This window comes from Mesorhizobium sp. M7A.F.Ca.US.002.01.1.1 (genome assembly GCF_004022955.1).
Taxonomy (GTDB): domain Bacteria; phylum Pseudomonadota; class Alphaproteobacteria; order Rhizobiales; family Rhizobiaceae; genus Mesorhizobium; species Mesorhizobium ciceri.
Genome location: NZ_RZQE01000503.1, coordinates 1 through 4,155, shown reverse-complemented (window position 1 = coordinate 4,155; position 4,155 = coordinate 1). Strand labels below are relative to the sequence as shown.

Below are 4,155 nucleotides of genomic sequence, written 5' to 3'. Positions count from 1 at the left end.
ATTCCGGCTTCAACACCTTCTATCTCCGGCAACTGTCGCGCATTGCGCAGATGCTTGTCGACGAGCAGTGGGTTCTCGGGGGCGGCGGCGAACAAGGCGATATCAACCAGCAATTGCTCAAGCTCGGCCCCGAACTTCTTGATCGCTACGGCAAGGAGTTCGCGGCCGCGTGGAACGGCGTTCTCGGCCAGTTGAAATTCAAGGCGATGCTGACGGACAAGCCGCACTACATCGCACTTTCGGCCGCTGCCTCCCCAAGCTCACCGATGAATCAGCTCTTTGCGGCAATCGCCGATGAAACAGCTCTGACGCGGGACTCAGGTGACGGCCCCGATCCCGGCACCGAGATCGAAGGCACGGCCCAGAACCCGCCGCGCAACCCCGCGGATCTGGCCAAGGGCCTGGCCCGCATCGGCATAACAATCGCCAGCGGCAAATCGCAAAGCCGCGCCGGCACCGGGGCCGCCGACGCACGGAACTTCAGTCCAGGAGCAAACATCGAAGCGCAATTCAGACCATTCCAGGCCCTGGTGAACGGCCCTGCCGGACATCGCCCGATCGATGCTCTGACCCAAAACTTCAGCGATATCTATCAGAGCCTGCAACTGGCGGCCGAAGTTCCTTCGCAGACGGAACGCGTCAATTCGAACCTGCAGCTGCAGATAGCCACGCTTCGCGCCAATGTCTCGCGCCTGCCCAAGCAACTCGGCCGGATGGTCAACGCGACGGCGGATGAGTTCGAAGGCAACGTTGCCGAAACCTCGGTGACCAACTTGAATCAGATACTTGACCAGACGGTCACAGCCCCTTGTGAAGCCGCAATCAGCGGCCGTTATCCCTTCGCCCGCGACGCCACCGAGGATGTTGCGATGGCAGATTTCGCCAAATTGTTCGCCCCTGGCGGCTTGCTGGACCGGTTCTTCGCACAAAATCTAGCATCGCTGATCGACATGACCAGCCAGGACTGGACTTGGAAACAGGATGCGCGATTTGGACGCGACCTGTCGAAATCGACCCTGAAAGACTTCCAGCTTGCGGCGGAAATCCGCAGCGCCTTCTTCCCATCGGGCGGTTCGTTGCCTTCGGTCAGCATCACTTTCACACCGTTCTCACTGAATGGCGATGTCGATACGGCGATACTCGATGCCGAAGGCCAGATCGTCTGGAGCAATCAGACGGGCAACGCGCCGAGCGCGGTCACCTGGCCGGGCGAGGCAGCTTCCGCGTCCGCCAGCCTAAGCTTGACGCCGGAGATGCCAGGCCGCGAATCCGCCATCAAGTTCGAAGGGCCCTGGGCGCTGAAACGACTTCTGGACAAGGCTGCCGTCACCGGCGACGGCAGCAACATGCAAGCGCGCTTCGTGATCGGCGGACGCGACGTTACTTATGCTCTCCAGACAGGCTCAGGCTCCAACCCCTTCTTCCTCCCGGCCCTGTCCGGATTCAGCTGTCCCAAGGCGTTTTGAACAGGGTTCATCTGCTGAACATGGCGTCGGTCCGCTGACCACGGCGTTCAAAGCCTGGTTTTCCTTAGTTTTCGATACTTTAATGTTCGAGCCTGTGGCAAAGTGGCGCCAGCGAGCGTCCAAAGGTGCGCCGCAGAAGGACGCTTGAAAAGCGCTTGGTGGCAAATTGAATACTGTCGCCCTTTCCGTTGAGAGCTTCGGCGTGAGCCACAAAGGCTGTGTCCGTGAGCTCAATGAAGACAGCTATCTGGTCGAGCCACAAACTGGCGTCTGGGTGGTAGCCGACGGAATGGGTGGACATGACGCCGGAGAGGTCGCTTCCGCCAGTATCGTCGATCATCTGTCAACAATCGGCATTGCGAGCTCAGCTCCCGATCTTCGCGCCCGCTTCGAGGACAGGCTGGGCCGGGCCAATGCCGAGATCCGAGGCATATCTGAATCCCGCGGCATAACCATCGGTTCCACCGTTGCCGCCCTGCTGGCGATGGACGGGCGGTTTGCCTGCCTGTGGGCGGGTGACAGCCGCGTCTATCTTGTCCGCAACGCCTCGATCTCGCAGATCTCGAGAGACCACACCGAAGTTCAGGAGCTCATCGACCGCGGTATCATCAGCGCAGCCGAAGCACGCACGTGGCCGCGCCGCAATGTCATCACGCAAGCGATCGGCGTCAGCGACGAGATTGTCATCGATTTCCAGCAGGGAGAAATCATGCCGGGGGATATTTTTGTGTTGAGCACGGATGGTCTGACGGCGCATGTCACCGACGCCGAGATCGAGGCGGCGACGGTGTCGGCGACACCTCAGGCAGCCTGCGAGAACCTGCTCGACATGGTGCTGGCGCGCGGCGCAACGGATAACGTCACGATCGTCCTCGTAAAGATAGGACACGAGCGCGATGGCCAATTGCCTCCTCCATATCTGCATAGAGCGAAGGCCTGAGGTTGATGGGCTCCGACGACAAGACGCGGATATCGGGGGGCATGGCCAACACCGTCGTAGGCACGCAACTCAGCGGCATCTACGAGCTCGACGAACGCATCGCATTCGGTGGCATGGGCGAGGTTTACCGTGGTCATAATATCCAGACCGGTGACCATGTCGCGATCAAGATCGTCTTGCCCGAGTTCGCCCGTGACCAGACGATCTTGTCGCTGTTTCGCAAGGAGGCATTGATCCTCAATCACCTGTCGCATGACGCGGTCGTGCGCTACCACGTCTTCACGATCGATCCCGGGATCGGCCGTCCCTACCTTGCCATGGAATTCGTCGACGGTGAGTCGCTGTTCGACATCATGCGGCGTGGCGCGATGCCGGCGGCTGATGTGCGCAAGCTCTGCCACCGCCTCGCCTCCGGCCTGAGCGCCGTGCACCAGGCGGGAGCAATACACCGCGACCTCTCGCCCGATAACATCATCTTGCCGGGAGGCCGGGTCGACCGCGCGAAGATCATAGATTTCGGTATCGCCCGGTCGGCAAGTGTCGGCGGTGAGACCCTGATCGGCGGAAAGTTTGCGGGAAAATACAACTATGTTTCACCCGAACAGCTCGGGCTCTACAGCGGCGATGTCAGTGAGCAATCCGATATCTACAGCCTGGGGCTGGTGCTGGTTGCCGCCTTGCGCGGCAAGCCAATCGATATGAGCGGATCGCAATTCGAGGTCATCGAAAAGCGCCGGACCGTGCCTGATCTCACCGACATCGACGATGATTTTCGTGACATCGTTGAACCCATGCTGCAACCGGATCCGCAGGACCGACCGGTTAGCATGGCGGAAATCGCCAGGATGACGCGTGACGAAAACGAGGAGACAACCCCGCCGGCGTCCATCACACCCCGCGATCGGTCGGCTTTGCCGCGAACCTTTAAATCCGGCAGCAAAACCCAGGCACGATCACACAATGTTGAGAGGCACGACGACGCAGCCGCAGCGGGCCCAGGCGGACAGCCCTTCGTAGAGCACGTGCGGCCCGCGCATTTGTTCGAACGGCCGCCTCCGGCGCCGATGCCGCGCGAGGCCACGGCGCGTTTGCCTGGAAGGTCCACAAAGACCCGAACCCTGGCGATCGCTGGCTTGGCGATGCTGGCTGTGGCCTCCGGCGCGGGCCTTTACCTGGGCGGCTTCATGACGCCTGCCACACCGACTGCCGGCAAGACATCGCTTTTGCCACCGGAGCCGTCCAAGCTCCCGCCCGGCCTGTCAAAGCCGCCCCTGGCGGACTCTGCCGCCCCTGAGCCGGCAAAGGCAGTTTCGCCCGTGCAGGCCAGCGGACAGGCGGCTGAAAATCCGGCAGATACGTTGGGGGTTCAAAAGCCGGAGCCTACCAAGCCCGCCGAAGTCCCCTCGCAGAACGACGTCGTCGCGAAGTCACCCGCAACGGACGCCAGGCCGCCACCCGAAAAGGCATCGCCGCCAATCCAGCCGGATACGATGACCAGCGACAGTCAAACGTTGGCCGCTTCCAGTGAGACAACCGCCCCGACGCCGCCGGTAGAGAAAGCCTCGACGCTGCCGCCCGCTGAGCCCAAGGTTGGCGAGAGCCAAAAGCCCGAACCGCAGGCCAGCAAGCCGGCGGCACCCGCAACGCGGGAGCCCAATCCCACTGCGGCCCCGCCGGCTGTCGCGAACGCCGAGAGCCCTGCCTTGCCGACAAGCAACCAGCCGGACCAACCTGCTGTCGCGTTGAACG

General features: G+C 61.9%; 3 protein-coding genes. All 3 read left to right on the top strand.

The window, feature by feature from the left end; genetic code table 11:
• Positions 1-1,466, top strand: a 1,466-nt coding sequence (locus tag EN932_RS30670; RefSeq protein ID WP_281061563.1) for a type VI secretion IcmF C-terminal domain-containing protein, incomplete at its 5' end; no start/stop codon positions are given.
• 166 nt (positions 1,467-1,632) lie between these two features.
• Positions 1,633-2,406: a protein phosphatase 2C domain-containing protein gene (locus EN932_RS30665; protein ID WP_013525286.1), complete on the top strand. Its 774-nt coding sequence runs from the start codon at positions 1,633-1,635 to the stop codon at positions 2,404-2,406.
• A 5-nt stretch (positions 2,407-2,411) separates the two neighbouring features.
• Positions 2,412-4,155 (top strand): serine/threonine-protein kinase (locus EN932_RS30660; RefSeq protein ID WP_245483354.1); only part of this gene is annotated, 1,744 nt, incomplete at its 3' end.